Below are 18144 nucleotides of genomic sequence, written 5' to 3'. Positions count from 1 at the left end.
AGCGGAAGTACCCGGCCGTGCCGCCTTAAGGTTGTAGCCAAACGGTGACCATGTCACACGCGGTGACCTTTGGGCAGCCGGAGCGGGGAGTTGACCACCCAACTGAGACAATGGCTCCATGACAGCATCCGAAGCCCCTGCCGTGTCCGTGACCGGAACCCGCCTGCCGTCAACCCCGCCGCTGGCCCTCCTGCTGGATGTGGACGGGCCGATAGCCAGTCCGGTCACGCGGGACGTCAAACCGGACATCATTGGGGACCTCGTGGCACTGGCCGCCGCCGGCATCCCCGTCATCTTCAACACCGGCCGCTCGGATGCCTTCATCCGCGAGCAGGTCATGGAGCCGATGCTCGCTGCGGGCATCCCGGACGGCACCGTCATCCATGCGGTCTGCGAGAAGGGCGCGGTGTGGTTCAGCTACACCGCCGCTGGCCCCGGACCCGTCCACGTTGACCGCGAGCTGGCCGTCCCTGCCGCGTACGGTGACGATATCCGGCGCCTGGTCGCGGAGGACTACAGCGCGCACATGTTCTTCGATGAAACCAAGCGGGCCATGGTGTCCGTGGAGCAGCACATTGAGGTGGCCAGCGCGGACTACCTTGCCGAACAGAAACTCTTTGACGCCGATGCCATGGCGCTGATGGCCCGGCACGGCCTGGGCGTGGTGCGCCTGGACCACCACGAACCGAATTCCGACGACGACGTGGACTACCGCGTGGACCCCACCATCATCTCCACCGACATTGAGTCGGTGCGGCTGGGCAAGGACCTTGGGGCGAGCCGGGCGGTTGAACTGCTGGCCGCCCAGGGGATCACGCCTGAAGCCTGGCGGACCGTTGGTGATTCCCGGACCGATTACGCCATGGCTGACTGGCTGCACCACAATGACCATCCGGTCAAGCATGTGGACGTCCGTCCCGCTGACGGCGTCCCGGAGAAACCGTACGATATCCTGACGGCCACGGACCTGGGGCTCTCAGATTCGGTCATCCACGACGACGCCGGCGGCGCCTTCCTGCGCAGCTGGCGGGAGGCGCTGGGCGCCTGACGCCGGATCCTTCCCCGCGGCACCCGGTCCCGGGTGGCCCGCCACATCCCGCTTGACGCGGGCAAGCCGACGCATGCGAAACAAGCTGTTTCCCCGGCGCGGCTATCATGCAGGTAGAAAGGCTTACTTTGACCAGCACGGAGACAACCATCACAGAAGCACCGGTCCAGGACGAGGTTTACTACGCCGGACAGCCCTCGAGCGAGGAACAGTTCCATTCCGAGGTGACCTCGGCTGAGGCTGAACAGCGGTTCAGGCTCCGCCCTGACGTGATCCGGCACAAGGGCCGCTACGCCGTCGTCAACGACAACAGGACGCCCTACCAGGCCATGGTGGAAGACCTGCTGTTCCTACGCAACGTGCTGGCCAACGCGGGGCTGGCCTACCTTCTGGTGCGCGGAAACAACGACCGGCCCGTCATCGCGTTGGGCTGGCGGGACCGGAAGAAGCTTCGGGCCGCCCTGGTGGAGGCCTGCCGGGACGAACCCTTCTACTCCATGACCGTTGATGCCAAGAAGAAGACGTCAGTCCTGGTTGCGGACGGCGAGCTCTCCTCCAACCGGCAGGCGCGCATCTTCCGCCTCTACCGGCCCCGCGTGGAACCGGTGGGCGGCTTCGAGTTCGGCGCCTCCGCCGGTGTGCAGATCGAGCTGTGGTCCTTCGAGGGCGAGCAGATCATCCTGCCCATCGAAAACTCGCTGACGCGCCGCACGCTCCTGCGCCAGGACGCTGTCCGCGGAACGGTGGAGCGCTATGGCCACACCTGGCCCACCATCGAGAACATGTTCGCCGACCATGCCAGTGACATCAGCTTCGACGTTGATCTGGTGTTCTCCTGGGTGGACGGCAGCTCTCCCGAGTACATTGCCGCCCGGCGTGCCCAGCAGAAGGACGCCGTCCTGGGCGAAGGCGACGATCACGAGGCCCGGTTCCGGCAGATCGACGAGCTCAAGTACGCGCTGCGGTCTGTCTATATGTTCGCGCCGTGGATCCGCCGCATCTTCATCGCCACGGACTCCCCCGCCCCGGCCTGGCTGGCTGAGCACCCCTCGGTGACCATCGTCCGGAGCGAGGAGTTCTTCTCCGATCCTTCAGTGCTGCCCACCCACAACTCCCAGGCCGTCGAGTGCCAGCTGCACCACATCGACGGGCTCTCGGAGCACTTCCTGTACTCCAACGACGACATGTTCTTCGGCCGGCCGGTCAGCCCGGACCTGTTCTTCACCCCCGGCGGCATCACGAAGTTCATTGAGGCGGAAACCAGGATCGGCCTGGGAGACAACGCCGCGGAACGCAGCGGGTTCGAGAATGCAGCGCGGGTCAACCGCAAGTTGCTGTGGAACAGGTTTGGCCGGATCACCACCCGCCACCTGGAACACACTGCCGCGCCGCTGCGCCGCAGCCTCATCGCGCAGATGGAGGAGGAGTTTCCGGAGGAGTTCCGGAAGACTGCCGCCAGCAGGTTCCGGGCAGCCGACAACATTTCGGTGACCAACTCGTTCTACCACTACTACGCTCTGCTGACCGGGCGGGCTGTTACGCAGACCGCGGCCAAGGTGCGCTACGTGGACACCACCATGCGGGCCGGGTTGAACTACCTGCCCAAGCTGCTGTCCAAGCGCAACATGGACTTCTTCTGCCTCAACGACGGCAGTTTCCCGGAAGTCGCAGCCGATGAACGCGCGGAACTGGTCACGGATTTCCTGGAGAAGTACTACCCCATCAAGGCGCCCTGGGAGAAGTAGCACCGCAGTGCCACAGCCCTCGCTGTGGCACTGTCGCTTCCTGCCGTCATCGCAAAGCCAACGGTCAGCGCCCGGTGGTGGCGCCTGTCCTTGATGTGGTGCGCTGCTTCGCGGTCTCGGGGATGCGGACCCCGGCGGCTTCGAGGCGCCGCGCAGTCTCTTCCGCTGTCACGTACTCGCCCACCGTCGCGGCGCTTCCCATGGGGACCACGGAGTGGACAATCGTGTGTTCGTAGACGTGGACCAGGTTGAACGCCTGGCCGCTGTCCTGCCCCCGCGTGCCGCCCACCGGGACGTTGAGGTCCTGGGTATAGCAACTGGCAGAGGCCACCGACACCGGGATCCCGGCGAACGTTGCGGTGGTGGAATAGTGCAGGTGCCCGGCCAGGATGGTCCGCACATCTGAATTCCGGACCACCGCAGCCAGCGACCCCTGGTCACGCAGTTCCACCAGCACCGACAGGTCCAGCACCGAGGGCACGGGCGGATGGTGCAGGGCGAGGATGGTGCCGTCCGGCGCAGGCGTCTCCAGTTCCCTGGCCAGCCATTCCAGCTGGGACCCGCTCAGCTCCCCATGGTGGTACCCCGGAACGGTGGTATCCATGGTGATCACGCGCAGGCCGTTGATGAAGTAGCTGTTGTCCACCGGAGCGTCATCGCCGGGCTGGTCCAGCAGGCCCTCGCGGAAGTTGGCACGGTTGTCGTGGTTTCCCATGGCCCAGATGACCTCGGCGCCGAGCTCCTTGCAGGCGGGATCGACGATCGCGCGAAGCTTGGCGTAAGCGTCCGGCTCGCCCTTGTCGGCAAGGTCGCCGGTAAAGATGACGGCCTCCGGCCTTGCCCCGGACGCTTTGACCTCTTCAAAGAGCTGCGCGAGGCGGGCTTCGCTGTCAACGACGCCGTACAGGGGTTCCGGACCTCCCAATAAATGGGGATCGCTCAGGTGGAGTAGGAAGTGGCGTGGCCGGGGATGTTCGGCCTCGATGTGCTCCATTGCTACCTCTGTGGTCGGTGGGAAACGGCGCTTCCCTTGTACCCCTCAGTAATATTTATCCAATCAGACATTTGGCAAACTTTGGGCAAATCGCCGGAGCTGATGTGGAAAAACCTAAAAGAACTGCGCTTTCTGCAGGGCAAATTCGGGAAATAGCCTACATTTCAGCCGAGTGCTTTTTCAATCGCGTCGATGACCTCCGCTGAATCCGGCTCCACGGTGGGGGCGAAGCGTGCCACCACATCGCCGTCGCGGTTCACCAGGAACTTCTCGAAGTTCCACTTCACCAGTCCCGGAAGGATCCCTGTCTTGAACTTGGTCAGTTCGGCGTAGAGCGGGTGCTGGTTCTTGCCGCGCACATCAGCTTTGGCGGTCAGCGGGAAGGAGACACCGAAGTTGCGCTCACAGAACTCAGCGATCTCGCTGTCACTGCCCGGTTCCTGGCCTGCAAACTGGTTGCAGGGGACGCCCAGGATCTCAAATCCCCGGTCGCGGAACTTGCCGTAGAGGGCTTCCAGGCCCGCGTACTGCGGGGTGAAACCACAGTTCGAGGCCACGTTGACTACAAGAACCACGTTCCCCTTGAACCGGGCGAACTCGGTGGTGGTGCCATCATTCAGGGTCAGGTGAATTGGGTACAGGGGTGCCACGCGTTGCGTCCTCAGGTAGTTGTCCATGCCGGTGCTTCGTTGCCAACCGCCCACGGTACTGGTCGCGGCTGCGTGTTTCCTGTACGTGCGGGGATATGGTCCGGCCCGGGCCTGAGGGGCTCCCGGCCTACGGGTCGGTTGCAGGCAAAGTGGCGGAGGGCAGCGGCATTGGGGTCGGCGCGACGGTGGGGGTCAGAGTTGCGGTGGAGCTCGGCACCGGGCTGGGCGGCGCGGACGACGGCGGCGGTGCAGTCGGCGTCAGGGCAGACGACGTCGGTGTGGGCGCAGGAGTGGGCGCCAGTGTGGGGACCGGCGTCGGAGGCGGCGTAGGAGTGGGCACTGGCGTAGAAGTGGGCGTCGGGCTCGTAGACGGAGCGGGTGAGGGCGTGGGCGTTGCCGTTGGTGTTGGCGGTGGTGCCGACGGGGTAGGCGTTGGTGCCGACGGGGTAGGCGTTGGTGTTGGAGTGGGCCTGGGCGTTTGCGTCGGGCCAGGTGAGGGCGAAGGTGTCGGCGTCGGGCTGGGAGTTGCGGCCGGCGCCGTCGGACTAGGCGACGGTGTCGGGGTCTGTGTCGGCGTAGCCGTAGGCGATGGCGATGGCGATGGCGATGGCGACGGTGCCTGAGGCGCTCCCGGCGGAGGCAAAACTGTCCCTGTGGGTCCTGGCGTTACCGACGGGAAGGGAGACGGAGACGCAGTAGTGGGGGGCGTCGTCGTCGCCGCGGTTTCCTCCTGGCCGGCCGACGGATCCGCTCCCACCCCCAAAGGTATGGTCCACACCGTGGCTCCTGAGGAGGCTCCGGCGCCAGGGGCATAAGAAACCATGGGCTCGGATGCAGGTCCTCCCAGTGCGCGGAGCGTCATCAGGCTCCACCCCCGGGGGCTGACGTACCGGCCGTCCATGATCGTTTCAAAGTGCAGGTGGCAACCGGTGGACCACCCGGTGGTGCCCACCCTGGCGATGGCCTGGCCAACCTGCACCTTGTCACCCGCGCCGACGGCAATCGACTCAAGGTGGTTGTAGGTGGTGATGAGGCCGTTGCCGTGGTCGATTTCCACCCGGTTGCCGCCGCCCCAGGGATGCCAGCCGGCAGCCCGCACAACGCCGGAATCGGCGGCGTAAACGGTGGTGCCGCACGGAGCCGCGTAGTCCTGGCCAAGATGGAAATCACCTGCCGTCCCCGTCAGCGGGCTGGTGCGGAACCCGAAGGGAGAGCTCGCATTCAGGAGGGCCAGCGGTGCCATCAGGAAACCGGCGGGCGGCCTGCCGATACCCGACAGTTCCATTGACACCGTGGATTGGGAGCCAACTCCCGAGCTGCCCACCTGGGGGCGTGGAAAAGCGATGGCAGCCCCGGGATCCGTAAGGATTGCCGGGGACAGCAGGCCGGGACCAACACGGCCGGACGCCTGGGTGTCCTGGGCAGGTGCACCGGGAAGTTGGAAACTGTTCCCCGCACCCGTTAACGGCTCATTCGCCCCGGGTGTGGCCGCAGTCCGGAAGGTATCGGCTGAACCTGGCCAAAGACCGGTGGAAGAAGCACTGAGGTTCACCACACCGAAGGCCACTGCTAAAGCACCGGTAGCAACCAGCGCACGCGCGGCCGGATGGCTGAAGCGCCGGGCATCTCCGCCCATACCGGTTCCCCAATGCTTGCCCAATTGACTGGCTCCAGAAGGTAGCCACCCGCGCTTTCATGACGGTACATCTCATGGGACCATACGGGCGGACCGGTGTGAACCCCTAACAACACATTGCGGGGATTATGTGGAAAACCGCAGGCTGGACTGGCGAGGGACATCCAAACCCTGGTCACAGGTGTGCCGTGCAGGGCAGGTTCCTCCCATCGACCGGCAGAACCGGGCAACAATGGGGTATGCGGAGCTTTCTTCGGAAGTGGCAGGGCGAAATCAGGAAGACGTTCACTGGAAGGTCGGACGCCCCTCCGGACTGGGCCGTGCGGCTTGAGGAGGGGGACGACGCCGGATACCACCACCCTGGTTCCGCCGTGTGGGCAGTCCACGGCTCCATGTCCCCTATCGTGGCCGGAATCCGGACGCTCCTGATGCAGTCGCTCCATCCGGGGGCTTTGGCGGGTGTCCACGAGCATTCGAACTTCCGCGAGGACCCGCTGGGCCGCCTTGCCCACACGATCCGCTGGATCTTCACGGTGACGTACGGTTCACGGGAAGCCGCCGAAGAAGCCTCGGGCAGGGTCCGCCGCCTGCATGTGCCCGTGCGCGGGACCTATGACGGCAACGATGGCCAAGCCCACAGCTACAGCGCCAACGATCCCCGCCTTGCAGGCTGGATCCACATCGCCTTCACGGACGCGTTCCTGGCCTCCCACAAAATCTGGGGCGGGCCTGTCCCGGGAGGCCCTGACGCCTACGTCCGTGAGTGGGCCCAGGCCGGCAGGTTGATGGGGGTCGACCAGCCACCGTTGACGGAGGCTGAGATGCGGGCCGAACTGGACCGCTGGTACGAAAGCGGCCAGCTGCGCGCGGACCATCGGGTCGCCGAGACGGTGGAGTTCATCCGGAAGGCTCCGTTGCACCCGATGCTGCGGCCTGGCTATCGTGTTCTCTTTGCCGGCGCCGTGTACAGCCTCGAGCCCAGGTACCGCGAGATGCTGGGGCTCTCTGTCCCGCGGCTGGGCCCGTTCCCGCTGCCGGTGAGGCTGGCGACCAAAGCCGTCCTCGGCGTCGTACGCCTCACGCTTGGTCCCCGTGGGCCGAGTGAAATTGCCGCGCGGGCGCGTCTGCTACGGCTGGGAATGGCAGCACCGGAAGCCTGAGCACAGTGACTTTCAGAATGCCCGCATTCTGGCCAGAACATGCAAAAACCCGGCCCCACATTGTGGGACCGGGTTCCTGGCTGGCGGAGAATGGGGGATTTGAACCCCCGAGGGCGTTAACCCAACACGCGTTCCAGGCGTGCGCCATAGGCCGCTAGGCGAATTCTCCAGCTGCTCTTGAATCAAAAGCAGATACTAGACTACCTGAAGATTCCCGCATCACCCAATTGGGCCATTTTCAGCGTTACGACGGCGCTTGGCCGGCCGCCGCGCGGAGGCTGTTACAGGGTTCCACCCGCCCGGCTGGCCAGCCACCCAAAAGGTCCATGCGCCAGAAATGGGCGCCCCCAACGCGCCCATTCCATCGGACACCGTTGAGCTGCCGGGTCCGGCCCGTTCAGCCAGGCCACACAGCTCACAACCTTGAGATTGCCCCAATCGGTGTACTTACCAATGATCGCGGCTACGGACGGGATAAGCAATGAAAATAGGCCCCCTCCGTACTCTCTGTTCCATCCCCGGGCTGGCGGGACGGGCGGAGGATGGGCGGGACCGCTCCCGATTCGAGTCGGGCCCGATGTTCGGGTAAAGTATCTGACGGCCCCTCATGTGGCGTCATCCTGTTGAACTCCCCCAGGACCGGAAGGTAGCAAGGGTAGACGGGCTCTGGCGGGTGCATGGGGGGTCTTTACTATTCCCCCACAGGGCGGCAGGATGTCGGCCCGGATTGGTAGGGTTTTTCCTGTGACAGTTACTACCGCTCTCTACCGCAGATACCGTCCCGATTCGTTCGCAGACGTTATCGGGCAGGAGCATGTCACCGGACCACTGATGACGGCTTTGCGCAAGAACCGCGTCAACCATGCCTACCTGTTTTCCGGCCCCAGGGGCTGCGGTAAGACCACTTCCGCCCGCATCCTGGCCCGGTGCCTGAACTGCGCCGAGGGCCCCACTGACACCCCCTGCGGCGTGTGCCCCAGCTGTGTTGAACTGGCCCGCGGAGGCTCCGGCTCCCTCGATGTGATCGAGATTGACGCGGCCAGCCACGGCGGTGTGGATGATGCCCGCGATCTCCGTGAACGCGCCACCTACGCCCCGGTCCGCGACCGCTACAAGATCTTCATCATCGACGAAGCGCATATGGTCACCTCGGCCGGCTTCAACGCCCTGCTGAAAATCGTTGAAGAGCCGCCGGAACACATCAAGTTCATCTTCGCCACCACGGAACCGGACAAGGTCATTGGCACCATCCGCTCCCGCACGCACCACTACCCATTCCGTCTGGTGCCGCCCGAGCCGCTGATGGCTTACCTGGAGCTGCTGTGCAACCAGGAGAACGTCCCGGTGGCCCCCGGTGTCCTGTCCCTGGTCATCCGCGCCGGCGGCGGTTCCGTCCGTGACTCCCTGTCCGTCCTGGACCAGCTCATGGCGGGCGCTGGGCCGAACGGCCTCGACTACGAACTCGCCGTTGCGCTGCTCGGCTACACGCACGCCTCGCTCCTGGACGACGTCGTGGAGGCCGTTGCTGCCTCGGACGCAGCCACCGTTTTTCGTGCGGTGGACCGCGTCATCCAAACCGGTCATGACCCGCGGCGCTTTGTCGAAGACCTTCTGGAGCGTTTCCGAGACCTGATCATCGTCCAGGCCATGCCGGAGAGCGCCCAGGTCATCCTGCGCGGGATGCCCGCGGACCAGATCGCCCGGCTGCAGAACCAGGCCCACAACCTTGGCGCCGCAGAGTTGTCCCGTGCTGCCGATGTCACCAACACGGCGCTGACCGAGATGACAGGTGCCACGTCTCCGCGGCTGCACCTGGAACTGCTCTGCGCCCGTATCCTGCTGCCAAGTTCGGAACAGAATGAACGCGGCATTGCTGCGCGCATCGACCGCGTCGAGCGGCGGCTGAACTACTCCGGGAACGACGCCGGTGCTGCCGCCGGCCAGGGCGCCAGCTCCGCGCTGGGTGCCGGCTCGGCACCACACGCCCCTGCAGCTGCACCGAGTCCGGCAGCAACGCAGGCTGCCGCTGCCACCGGCGGCCAGGCTTCCGAGCCCCACGCTCCTGCAGCCCAGTCCCACACAGCCCAGGCTCCCGCTGAGCAGGGCGCAGCTGGCCGTGCTCCCGCTGGGCAGGCACACGCGGGCCAGGCTCAGGCACCGCAGGCGCCTTCAGTGCAGGACCCTGCGGCCGGGACTCCGGAGCAGACTCCCACGGCCCCCATCGCGTCGGCCCAGCCGCAGGCTGGTCCAGATGCACCTTCCCACCGTGCACCAGGGGAATCTTCGCCCCGGACAACTCAAGGCGCTCCGGGTGCAGAAACCGCGGCCGTCCGCCCGACGCTGACGGCCCCGCGCGTGAGCACCAACGACTGGCCCGTGGATCAACCTGGCAACGAGGGCCAACCGGGCGGCAGCAGCTCTCCGGTCCAGCCCGCTGCGGGCCGACCGGCGCCCGCGTCCGGACCTGCCGCTGCGGTGCAGGGCCCACAGGGCGCACCGGAGCAGGCTCAGCCCGCTTCGTCCTCCGCGACGCAGGACGCATCCGCCCCGGCAAGTTCAGCATCCACGTCGCAGGGTCGCGGCGACGCCACTGCTGGCGCCGGCAGCACGGGCAGTGCCGGACAGAACGCGCCACGCGTTACTGCGGCCCCTGGCGGCCCGGCAGGCATGGGCGACGTTGAAGTCCTTCGCCGGGCGTGGCCAGACGTGCTGCAGACCCTGTCCAAAATCAAGCGCAGCACCTGGGCACTGGTGGAACCGAACGCCCAGGTCAGCGCCTTCGATGGCAGCGTCCTCACGCTCGCTTTCGCAACCTCTGGTCTCGCCGGTGCCTTCGGGCGGGCGGACCACTCCGACAACCTCCGCCAGGCGATCCACAAAACCGTGGGCATCGACTGCCAGATCAACGCAGTAGCGGCCGGCGCAGGCCAAGCGAGCGCTGAACCAAACCCAAAAGCACCCGCCAGCCAGGTGGCTCCGGCCAATGAGGTGCCCGCGGCCAGCCGGGTGGCACCCGCCAGCCAGGTAGCTTCTGCGCTCCAGGCGGCTCCGGCCAGCTCAGCTGACGTTGCCTGGGGCCTCGCCCCGGCGCCCACACCAGCACCAGCACCAGCGCCTACACCAGCGACTGAACCTGCCGACACCGGACGTTCAGGCCACAACGCGACATCCTCCCAGCCAACCCGCACCGGTTCCTCCGCTGTGCCTGCGGGAACCGGCGCAGCGCAAGCGGCCGAAAACGCAGAAGCAGTCTCCACGCCGCCAACGTCGCAGGACCAGACGCAGGGTGGGCTGGCCGATGTCCGGGCGCCCGGCAGCCACCTTCCCGGCAGCCACGCCCCTGGCAACCCCGGCGCTGCCGGTAACTCCAGCGGACCCGCACTGTCCGGCGCCGGCACGGCCGGCAGCGCTTCGGCGCGTTCTACCGTCAACAGTCCGGCCGGCTCCGCCGCACCTTCAGGTACCAACGCAGCCGCCGGAGGGGACCCCTATGCGGCCCTTGCAGGCGACTACTCCTACTCAGACGACGACTGGGGGCCGCCGAGGGACGAGGACGCTCCCCCGCTTGAGGAAGAACCTCCCATGGACTGGGCTCCCTCGCCCTTAAAGGGAAGCAATCCAGCGCCAGCACCGGCCCCCATGTCCACCCAAACACCGGGGTCCTCACCGGCGCCCGCGTCTTCACAGGCACCAGCGGCATCCCCCGCCGTGGAAGCCCCGCAGCGGGCTTCAGGCACAGCCGACGGCGCCCACGACCCCTGGACCCGGGCTGTGGAACAGGCACCCGGCGTCTGGGTTGTGGGGACGGAAAGCAACGTGGGAGCCGCTCCCGTCCCAGGCGGGGCCAGAGCGGAACTGGACAACCCGTCCAGGCCAGCAGGTGTCTCGGCTGTGACCAGCACCCCGCACTACGAGCCCGCCACCGCCCAGGTCCCACCGTCCATCCCCGTTACTCCGGCGGCCGGACCGGCCCGCGCCGTTCCAGCGGAAGCACCGTCGGCACCAGTAGCAGCCGCCACACCGGCGGCAGCACCGTCGGCACCAGTGGCGGCCACACCACCGGCATCCGCACCGGCGGCACCGCCAGCAGCGCCGCCGGTGCCGGCCAGCGCGGAACCGCAGCAGGCGCGCGAGTACGCCATGGCATCCTCCGCCCCGGCATCCGCACCTTCGCCGGCCCTTGCAACCGCCCCGGCGTCTGCCACTGCCGCCGCGACACGTCAAAGCCTCTACCAAAGGCTGTCCAACAGCCCGGAAGCCGAGGCCGGACGTGCCAAGGCCCCCGCGCGGGCGGCCGCGGCAGCAGCCACTTATGTGCAGGACATTCCCAGCGCGGACGACGAAACCATCGAGGAGTCCGGCGTCTTCGGACGCGCTGCCGTGGAACGTATTCTGGGCGGGAAGCTGATCGAAGAACGCTCGCCGGACGGCAGCCCCCTGGCGCCGCGCTACTGACGGCGGCCAGTCCAGCAACGGGGCGGCGACGACGCCATGACCTGCAAGACAACCAAACCAAGCTAAAGAGGGAATTGTGTACGAAGGTGCGGTCCAGGAGCTTATCGACGAGCTCGGACGCCTTCCGGGAGTCGGTCCCAAGTCGGCGCAGCGGCTGGCATTCCACATCCTTGAGGCGGATCCACAGGATATGAAGCGGCTGGTGGAGGCCATCACCACTGTCAAGGACCGGGTCAAATTCTGCACGGTCTGCGGCAACGTCACGGAGCAGGAGCTCTGCAACATCTGCCGGGACCCGCGCCGCGATCCTGCCATCATCTGCGTGGTGGAGGAGTCCAAGGATGTCCTTGCGGTGGAGCGTACGCGCTCGTTCCGCGGGCGGTACCACGTGCTGGGCGGAGCCATCAATCCGATTGCCGGCGTCGGCCCCGAACAGCTGCGCATCCGTGAGCTGCTCACCCGGCTGAACGACGGCGCCATCCAGGAAGTCATCATCGCCACCGACCCCAACCTGGAGGGCGAGGCTACAGCCACCTACCTGGCGCGGATGCTCAAGACCATCGGAATTGCTGTCACCAGGTTGGCCTCCGGGCTGCCCGTGGGCGGCGACCTGGAGTACGCGGACGAGGTCACGCTGGGCCGCGCGTTCGAAGGCCGGCGGAACGCCCTGAGCTGACCACAGGGTCGGGAAAGAACCCGGTGTCCGGCGAGTGCAGAGCGCCAGTATCTGTCAGGCAGGCGGACGACGACGGGACGCAGCCGCGTGCGCGCCACCCAGCAGGGCGCCGGTCAAGCCGGTCTGCAGTAGGAGGCCAGCCGCTGCGAGGGGAGTCCGCGGCGAATCCATGTTCCTTGGTTCCCCGTTGACGCATGGAACCCTGGGGCCGTCGGCCGCGGCCTGCAGTTCCGCCGAAAGCCAGCCGGGCAGTTCCTGCCCCGGCCCCGGTTCGCCGGCCAGCATCGTCAACACCACAATGGGGCTCACAGCCGGCAACCACATGATCCGTTCCGTGCGGTAGACCTCCACGGAGCCGGCCGGGATCTGCGAGCACTCGTAGGCAAGGGGAGTTCCGTCTGCGGCCCGGTGCACGTTCTGGGCCACAGTGACCGGTTCTTCGGAGCGGACAGCCGGCACCAGCAGGGTACCGGCAACCAGGGTACCCGCCACGAGGAACAGGCTGAGCACCCAACCCGCCACCCTCGCCAGGACAGGGCGGCCCACCAGGACGGCCACCGCAACACCCATGGCACCGAACAGGGTCCCTTCCACCGCCGCCAGCCCTGATGCGGTGAGAGCAACGGATCCTGGGCCACCGGCAGCCGCTGCCTGGATGAGGAGGCTGACCAGCACCAACCCGGCGAACACCAGGCCCTGCAGTGCAGTTGCCAGGACGGCGGCAAGATAACCCGAATAAGGCTCTCCGGCCGAGGCTCGCCGCAGCTGGCAGGCCATGCCCCAGTGCATCCCCACCAGGGCCGCCGCACCCGGAAGCAGCGAGGATGCAAGGACGTAGACCAGCAGCCCAGCAGGAGCCAAGCCGGACTGGTCGCCCTCCGCGGCGGCCGACACCCACACCAGGCCTGCGGCGACGGCCCACGTCGCACACGCTGCGCCCACGGCAACGGCCCAAAAGCGAAGCGAGGCAATACTGCCCCGCCAGGCCACAACTGCCGAAAGCACCGCCGCCCGGAACGTCGGACCGGCCGCGCGCCCGGCGTCGTCGTCGGCGTCATCCCGTGCGCCTGGGGATTCGGAAGGATCCATGCCCGGCTGGGCAGGGTCCCGGCCGATCAGTTCAAAGAACGGCTCCGGCGTGGGACTTCCGGAAGGTTGCCGCTGATCGGGCATACCGGGTCCGCCTTCCCTGGACAGGCCCCAGCCCCGGAAGTGTCCGGCGGTTGCCGGCCAGTTGAGTTACAGCTGGTTCAATCGTGGGATACCGGCGCCTGACTGTCCAGATCCCGACGGGCCGAACCTCGAAAGGTCCAGCCCGGCCGGCCGGTTCAGCCCGCCGCCACGCTCAGGCGATGCGGGTCCCGCGGGCGAGCTTGCGGGCGGGCGTCCGGAGCGAACGCCAGCCGAGCCACAGCAGGAGCCCGGACAGCACGAGCTGGAGGCCGAAGCCCAGCGGCCACAGCGGAGTTTTCTGTCCCAAGTATGTTGGTTGGACCTTGCCGTTGGCGCACGGCATGGTCCCCTCAGGCCCGGCCATTGCTTGGCGGGCCGCCTGGCTGATGCCTTCGATCGCGCCGATGGACGTGAAGTTCTGCCGCTCCGTCCTGTCCGGATCCGGAATGGCGTCCGCCACCACCACGAAGGGATTCATGGCAAGCGTCCAGGCCACCCGCTCGGTATGCAGGGCGGACTGTTCCTGCAGAGGTCCGGCACAGGTGTATCCGGCGTCCATGGGCTCTGACTGCAGCGGCGCGTAGGCACGGTACTGCGGGTTGTTGGCCATCACCGTGCCCTGGGTCAGCCCTGTGCCCAGCCCAAAGGAGATCAGGGTGCCCACCACCAGGCCGGCCACCGCCAGGTAAGTCACCACAATGGAAAACAGCGGGCGCCCGGCCAGCGCGGAAATCCCGACGCCGATGGCGCACACAATGCCCACCTCAACGGCCAGCATCACCAGCGATACCAGTATGTACGCGGGCGTCAGACCGCCCAGGGCAACACCAATCACCAGGAATGGGGTACTGGCAACCAGGAACGCCAGGGCAGCAGCCCAAGCCGCGAAAAACTTGCCCCACAGGATCTGTCCCGGTTCCAGCAGTGTGACTTGGAGGATGGCCAGGGTGCCGCCCGCCCTGTCACCATTCACAGCGTTGGCAGACAGTGCTGGCGCCACCAGCAGCGCGAACAGCAAGACGAACGCCAGGACTACTTCGAAGATCAGAGAGCCCGGGCCGGTGAATCCTGTTCCGGATACGCCACCGAAGTCGCGCTGGAAGGCATTCGACGCGCTCCAGCTCGCCCACGTCAGCCAGGTCACCAGTCCGGTCAGGGCGAACCAGATGGCCAGCATGATGTACCAGCCGCGGGACCGGAGCCGCTGTTTCAGCTCCAGGGCCACCACATGCCCGATCCCCGCCATGTAGGGGCCGGGCGCTCCGCGGCGGGCAGCGCCTTCCCGGTTTTCCGTCATGCTGCTCATCGTCGCTCCCCCTCGAGGTTCATGTAAGTCTCCTCCAACGCGCCGACGGCCGGGGCAAAGGAACGGATTCCGACGCCGGCGAGCACCAGGTCCCGCAGGAGCCGCTCCGCCCCGACTTCGTTGTGCAGAACGAGGCTGACGCCCGGCCGGCGGCCTTCCTCGCGGCGGAATTCGAGTCCCAGCCGCGCCAGTTCCGCGGCGAGCGCCGCTGTATCGGCCGCGGTGATGGCATAACGGCGGCCGGCGGCGGCCGCTTCCTCGGTGGTTTGCTGCCGGACGGTGCGTCCGTTGTTGACGAACACCGCACCGTCGGCGATCTCATCCAGTTCGCTGAGGACGTGCGAGGACACCACCACGGCTTTTCCTTCGGCGGCGAGTTGGCGGAGCATGGTCCGCAGCTCAACGCGGGACCCGGGGTCCAGGCCTGATGCAGGCTCGTCCAGGAGCAGCACCGACGGATCGTGGATGAGTGCGCGCGCCAGGCTCAGCCGCTGCTGCTGCCCGCGGGACAGGACCCTGGCGGGCTGGTCGGCGAGGTCTGCCAGCCGGACACGCTCCAGCATGCCGGTGACCCGCGGGGCTATCCCGGACGCGGGCAGCCGGTAGAACCTGGCCATCTGGGTCAGGATCTCCCGGGCCGTCAGCGATTCCCACACGCCCAGGGTGTCCGGCATCCAGCCCAGCCGGCTCCGGACCTCCGCGCGGTTCCGGACGGGGTCCAGGCCGCCAACCGTAATGTTGCCCTGGTCCGGGGCCAGCAGCGAGGCCAGCATGAGAAGCAAGGTGGTCTTTCCTGCACCATTGGGGCCGATGAGGGCCGTGACCCTGCCCGCCGGCGCGTGAAAGTCCATGTAGTCAACCGCGCGGACCGCGCCGAAGCTGCGGCTGACTCCCTGGGCCGTGATTCCGTCGTCGGGAACCTGCTGCCCGCCGGGCTGTTCCGAAATTATTGCCATAGTGTGCGCACCTGTCCCCCACAGTGTTGCTGCATGCTGATCCTCCGAGCGTACGCCAGCGGCCATGGCCGGATTGTCGTCCTCCGGGCTGAGATTCGGTCACAATTCAGCGGCGCGGTACGGGCGGCGATAAACTGTCGGAGGATGCCGGGCCGCCCCGCTGCCTTGCTTCCGAAAATCCCATTGATCCGATGAAGGTATGCGCCATGAGTACGCCCACTACCGAAGTGCACAACGCGACGCAGCCGCAGGGCCTGCAGGCCGGCGGTGCGGTAACCAAACAACTCATCGTGCAGAAGTTCGGCGGGTCCTCCGTTGCGGACGCTGACGGCATTAAGCGTGTGGCCGCCCGGGTGGTAAACGCCCAGCAGGCCGGCAACGAGGTTGTTGTGGTGGTCTCCGCCATGGGCGACACCACCGACGAACTCCTGGACCTCGCCGCCCAGGTCACCGACTCCGCCCCTGCCCGCGAGATGGACATGCTGCTCTCCGCCGGCGAACGTATCTCCATGGCCCTGCTGGCCATGGCCATCAACAAACTCGGCGCGTCCGCCCAGTCCTTTACGGGGTCGCAGGCCGGCATGATCACCGATGGCATCCACGGCAAGGCCCGCATCATCGACGTGGACCCCCACCGCATCCGCACCGCGCTGGACAAGGAAAATATCGCCATCGTGGCCGGTTTCCAGGGCATGAGCCGGAGCACCAACGAAATCACCACCCTGGGCCGCGGCGGTTCAGACACCACGGCAGTGGCCCTGGCTGCGGCGCTGGAAGCTGACGTCTGCGAGATCTATACCGACGTAGACGGCATTTACACGGCCGATCCCCGGGTGGTCCCGTCCGCCCAGAAGATCGACACCATTTCAAGCGAAGAGATGCTGGAGCTCGCGGCGTCCGGCGCCAAGATCCTGCACCTCCGGTGCGTCGAGTATGCCCGCCGGTTCGGCGTGCCCCTGCACGTCCGCTCCTCATTCAGCCAGCACGAAGGCACCTGGGTCATCCCCAGCGCCGAAGACAAGATCACCACTCAAGAGGGAGTTGCCTTGGAGCAGCCAATCATCTCCGGCGTTGCGCACGACCGCTCGGAAGCCAAGGTCACCGTTGTGGGCGTTCCGGACATCCCGGGCAAGGCCGCGGCCATCTTCCAGGTCATCGCCGACGCCCATTCCAACATCGACATGATCGTCCAGAACGTGTCCACCCACGGAACCGGCAAGACCGACATCTCGTTCACGCTGCCCATCGTTGAGGGCGCCGATGCCCTTGCAGCCCTGCACGCCGCGCAGGACAAGATCGGCTTCGAAACCATCGAGTACAACGAGAAGATCGGCAAGCTTTCCCTGATCGGCGCCGGCATGCGGTCCCACCCGGGTGTCTCGGCCACCTTCTTCAAGGCATTGTCCGACGCCGGCATCAACATCAACATGATCTCCACCTCGGAAATCAGGATTTCCGTAGTCACCCATGCAGACCTGCTGGATGAGGCCGTGCGCGTCATCCACAATGCGTTCGAGCTGGACAGCGACAACGAAGCCACCGTGTATGGCGGCACCGGCCGCTGACCGCCGCGGGCAGAAAAAGCCGGGCCGCCCTTCCATTAATTTATGGAAGGCGGCCCGGCTTTTTCATGCTGTGCGGCCTGAATGCTGGAAGGGTTCAGCTTTCCCGTTCCAGGTCTTCCCGCCGGACGGCGTAGTGGTGGCCTGTTGAGTCGGTTTCCACCACGAAATGCGAAAGGTCCTCCTCCGAGGCCTGCTCGAAATCGTCGTGCCTGTGGATCACCGGAGTATCGGCATCAAGCCGGGTCGCGGGACCGAAGAAGAAGCGGAGCCGGTCCGTCATGCTCATAAATCCGCTGAGTACGTGTGCCACTGTTTTCCACCCCCTTCCCCGGTGCGAGGGAATGAGCCATTGGCTCCACCCGGGAGCCGGTGCCCCTCATTTTACGCCGGGAAGGGGTAAAAAGCTCCGGACCATCCGGCGTCACCTCGCGGCGGGGAGCGGCGGCCCATCAGCGAGTGAGGGGGCCGCAGGCCGGTCAGCGCAGGGATTTGTCGCCCGGATCCTTGGGCACCACGTAGGTGCTTCCGTCGGGCCTGGTGATGGTTTCCCATTGCTGGCTTTCTGCCTGGCGCTGAGCGAGCAGCCGGCGGTTTTCCTCGGTCATGGCGTGGCCGAGGGCGGAACGGTTGGCCGGCCCGAAGACTGCCCGCAATTTGCCGGTGGCCCGCATGAACCGCTGGGAAGCGTTGCCCCTGTCTTCAGTGTTGCGCCTGGCCATGAACTTTCCTTCCATCTGACATCCTGCCTACCAAGAGTGTACGCTAATTATTAGTGCACTA

General features: G+C 66.5%; 14 protein-coding genes, 1 tRNA gene, 1 other RNA gene and 1 pseudogene. 8 read left to right on the top strand and 9 right to left on the bottom strand.

Annotation, left to right across the window (positions count from 1 at the left end; translation table 11 throughout):
- Positions 1–118: 118 nt before the first annotated feature.
- On the top strand, positions 119–1048 hold the full coding sequence (locus ACFV4R_RS07490) for a hypothetical protein (protein ID WP_377201764.1): 930 nt from the start codon (positions 119–121) through the stop codon (positions 1046–1048).
- Between the two features lie 107 nt (positions 1049–1155).
- Complete coding sequence (locus ACFV4R_RS07485; protein ID WP_377201763.1) at positions 1156–2793, top strand: stealth family protein; 1638 nt, start codon at positions 1156–1158, stop codon at positions 2791–2793.
- Positions 2794–2857: 64 nt separating this feature from the next.
- On the opposite strand, the gene ACFV4R_RS07480 is transcribed toward ACFV4R_RS07485, so the two are convergent.
- Together ACFV4R_RS07480 and ACFV4R_RS07475 are read right to left on the bottom strand one after the other, a co-directional pair.
- Positions 2858–3787: a phosphodiesterase gene (locus tag ACFV4R_RS07480; protein ID WP_377201762.1), complete on the bottom strand. Its 930-nt coding sequence runs from the start codon at positions 3785–3787 to the stop codon at positions 2858–2860.
- 164 nt (positions 3788–3951) lie between these two features.
- Complete coding sequence (locus tag ACFV4R_RS07475; RefSeq protein WP_377201761.1) at positions 3952–4464, bottom strand: glutathione peroxidase; 513 nt, start codon at positions 4462–4464, stop codon at positions 3952–3954.
- A gap of 158 nt (positions 4465–4622) precedes the next feature.
- Between ACFV4R_RS07475 and ACFV4R_RS07470 the strand changes: the two genes are divergently transcribed.
- Positions 4623–5060 (top strand): hypothetical protein, encoded by a 438-nt coding sequence (locus tag ACFV4R_RS07470; RefSeq protein ID WP_377201881.1) that lies wholly within the window; start codon positions 4623–4625, stop codon positions 5058–5060.
- Positions 5061–5326: 266 nt separating this feature from the next.
- Here ACFV4R_RS07470 and ACFV4R_RS07465 read toward each other — a convergent pair.
- Positions 5327–5680: pseudogene (locus ACFV4R_RS07465) on the bottom strand (M23 family metallopeptidase); the annotation flags it as partial.
- Positions 5681–6312: 632 nt separating this feature from the next.
- Between ACFV4R_RS07465 and ACFV4R_RS07460 the strand changes: the two are divergent.
- Entirely contained in the window at positions 6313–7233 is a 921-nt protein-coding gene (locus tag ACFV4R_RS07460; protein ID WP_377201760.1) for an oxygenase MpaB family protein, read from the top strand.
- Positions 7234–7314: 81 nt separating this feature from the next.
- Here the strand turns inward: ACFV4R_RS07460 and ACFV4R_RS07455 are convergent.
- Positions 7315–7402 (bottom strand) — tRNA-Ser (locus tag ACFV4R_RS07455).
- A gap of 427 nt (positions 7403–7829) precedes the next feature.
- Here ACFV4R_RS07455 and ffs point away from each other — a divergent pair.
- From ffs to recR, 3 genes are all read left to right on the top strand, one after another.
- An RNA gene (gene ffs, locus ACFV4R_RS07450) (signal recognition particle sRNA small type) lies at positions 7830–7926 on the top strand.
- 21 nt (positions 7927–7947) lie between these two features.
- Entirely contained in the window at positions 7948–11688 is a 3741-nt protein-coding gene (locus tag ACFV4R_RS07445; protein ID WP_377201759.1) for a DNA polymerase III subunit gamma and tau, read from the top strand.
- Between the two features lie 76 nt (positions 11689–11764).
- A complete protein-coding gene (gene recR / locus ACFV4R_RS07440) occupies positions 11765–12364 on the top strand; it encodes a recombination mediator RecR (protein ID WP_091718033.1) in 600 nt (199 codons plus the stop codon).
- 54 nt (positions 12365–12418) lie between these two features.
- On the opposite strand, the gene ACFV4R_RS07435 is transcribed toward recR, so the two are convergent.
- The 3 genes from ACFV4R_RS07435 to ACFV4R_RS07425 form a co-directional block, all read right to left on the bottom strand.
- The gene (locus ACFV4R_RS07435; RefSeq protein ID WP_377201758.1) at positions 12419–13537 is read right to left on the bottom strand and encodes a hypothetical protein; all 1119 of its coding nucleotides are present in this window, start codon (positions 13535–13537) and stop codon (positions 12419–12421) included.
- Between the two features lie 172 nt (positions 13538–13709).
- Complete coding sequence (locus ACFV4R_RS07430) at positions 13710–14843, bottom strand: ABC transporter permease (protein WP_377201757.1); 1134 nt, start codon at positions 14841–14843, stop codon at positions 13710–13712.
- Positions 14840–15799, bottom strand: a complete 960-nt coding sequence (locus ACFV4R_RS07425) for an ABC transporter ATP-binding protein (RefSeq protein WP_377201756.1) — start codon at positions 15797–15799, stop codon at positions 14840–14842. Before ACFV4R_RS07425 ends, ACFV4R_RS07430 begins: the two co-directional genes overlap by 4 nt.
- Before the next feature lie 206 nt (positions 15800–16005).
- On the opposite strand from ACFV4R_RS07425, the gene ACFV4R_RS07420 reads away from it, so the two are divergent.
- Positions 16006–17364, top strand: coding sequence for an aspartate kinase (locus ACFV4R_RS07420; RefSeq protein WP_377201755.1), 1359 nt, complete (start codon positions 16006–16008; stop codon positions 17362–17364).
- A gap of 94 nt (positions 17365–17458) precedes the next feature.
- Here the strand turns inward: ACFV4R_RS07420 and ACFV4R_RS07415 are convergent, their stop codons facing one another.
- Together ACFV4R_RS07415 and ACFV4R_RS07410 are read right to left on the bottom strand one after the other, a co-directional pair.
- Positions 17459–17674, bottom strand: a complete 216-nt coding sequence (locus ACFV4R_RS07415; RefSeq protein ID WP_015935910.1) for a hypothetical protein — start codon at positions 17672–17674, stop codon at positions 17459–17461.
- 166 nt (positions 17675–17840) lie between these two features.
- A complete protein-coding gene (locus ACFV4R_RS07410; RefSeq protein ID WP_045730092.1) occupies positions 17841–18083 on the bottom strand; it encodes a hypothetical protein in 243 nt (80 codons plus the stop codon).
- Between the last annotated feature and the right edge of the window lie 61 nt (positions 18084–18144).

The organism is Pseudarthrobacter sp. NPDC059871 (genome assembly GCF_042731175.1).
Lineage (GTDB): Bacteria > Actinomycetota > Actinomycetes > Actinomycetales > Micrococcaceae > Arthrobacter.
This window is presented reverse-complemented; position numbering and strand designations above follow the sequence as displayed.

Coding starts and splice junctions, on each gene's coding strand:
- ACFV4R_RS07490 (WP_377201764.1), top strand. CDS start 119: ATGACAGCATCCGAAGCCCCTGCCGTGTCCGTGACCGGAACCCGCCTG.
- ACFV4R_RS07485 (WP_377201763.1), top strand. CDS start 1,156: ATGCAGGTAGAAAGGCTTACTTTGACCAGCACGGAGACAACCATCACA.
- ACFV4R_RS07480 (WP_377201762.1), bottom strand. CDS start 3,787: ATGGAGCACATCGAGGCCGAACATCCCCGGCCACGCCACTTCCTACTC.
- ACFV4R_RS07475 (WP_377201761.1), bottom strand. CDS start 4,464: ATGGACAACTACCTGAGGACGCAACGCGTGGCACCCCTGTACCCAATT.
- ACFV4R_RS07460 (WP_377201760.1), top strand. CDS start 6,313: ATGCGGAGCTTTCTTCGGAAGTGGCAGGGCGAAATCAGGAAGACGTTC.
- ACFV4R_RS07445 (WP_377201759.1), top strand. CDS start 7,948: ATGTCGGCCCGGATTGGTAGGGTTTTTCCTGTGACAGTTACTACCGCT.
- ACFV4R_RS07435 (WP_377201758.1), bottom strand. CDS start 13,537: ATGCCCGATCAGCGGCAACCTTCCGGAAGTCCCACGCCGGAGCCGTTC.
- ACFV4R_RS07430 (WP_377201757.1), bottom strand. CDS start 14,843: ATGAGCAGCATGACGGAAAACCGGGAAGGCGCTGCCCGCCGCGGAGCG.
- ACFV4R_RS07425 (WP_377201756.1), bottom strand. CDS start 15,799: ATGGCAATAATTTCGGAACAGCCCGGCGGGCAGCAGGTTCCCGACGAC.
- ACFV4R_RS07420 (WP_377201755.1), top strand. CDS start 16,006: ATGAGTACGCCCACTACCGAAGTGCACAACGCGACGCAGCCGCAGGGC.
- ACFV4R_RS07410 (WP_045730092.1), bottom strand. CDS start 18,083: ATGGCCAGGCGCAACACTGAAGACAGGGGCAACGCTTCCCAGCGGTTC.